General features: G+C 35.3%; 1 protein-coding gene. It reads left to right on the plus strand.

Translation table 11 applies throughout. The features are described 5' to 3' along the window. Window positions 1-290: 290 nt before the first annotated feature. A partial coding sequence (locus tag C200_RS13850; protein ID WP_230383273.1) for an ATP-binding protein occupies window positions 291-541 on the plus strand: 251 nt, incomplete at its 3' end.

Consider the following 541-nt stretch of genomic DNA (forward strand, 5'->3'; position numbering starts at 1 on the left):
GGTAGCGACGCTTACGTGGAATCAGCGTGTTTAGCGCGATAGTTCCACCAAGCACTTCGATATTGAAGTACGTGCTTCAGTGTGAATTGAATTTGATAGGTTTCACCTTTCTGCCGCTGGATAACCATTGAGAACAAATTACCATATTAAACAACGAATCAGGATAACAAGATTAGATCAGATCTAACAAGACTAATGTGAGTTAATAAGCGGTAAAGTGACGGGTGTTAGCACGGACATCCGAAAGTCGCGAGCTGTGCGAGCCTATTCTTGATATAAAGTTGAATTTGGTGATTGAAGAAGTTGTTGAAAATATTTTTAACAATAATGCTAATATTGATTTATATGTCAAAATAACTATTAATTTTTCTGTCGATAATAAAGGAAAAATTTCTATTTTATTTTGTGATAATGGATCTGAATTTGATTTAACTAACTATCAATTTAAAGGCATACCTAATCAAGACGTGTCACGAGGTCGTGGTATTTATCTAATTAAGCACTATGCAAGTAGCATTAGTTACTCACCTTACGCACTGAC

This window comes from Piscirickettsia salmonis LF-89 = ATCC VR-1361 (assembly GCF_000297215.2).
GTDB classification, from domain to species: Bacteria; Pseudomonadota; Gammaproteobacteria; order Piscirickettsiales; family Piscirickettsiaceae; genus Piscirickettsia; species Piscirickettsia salmonis.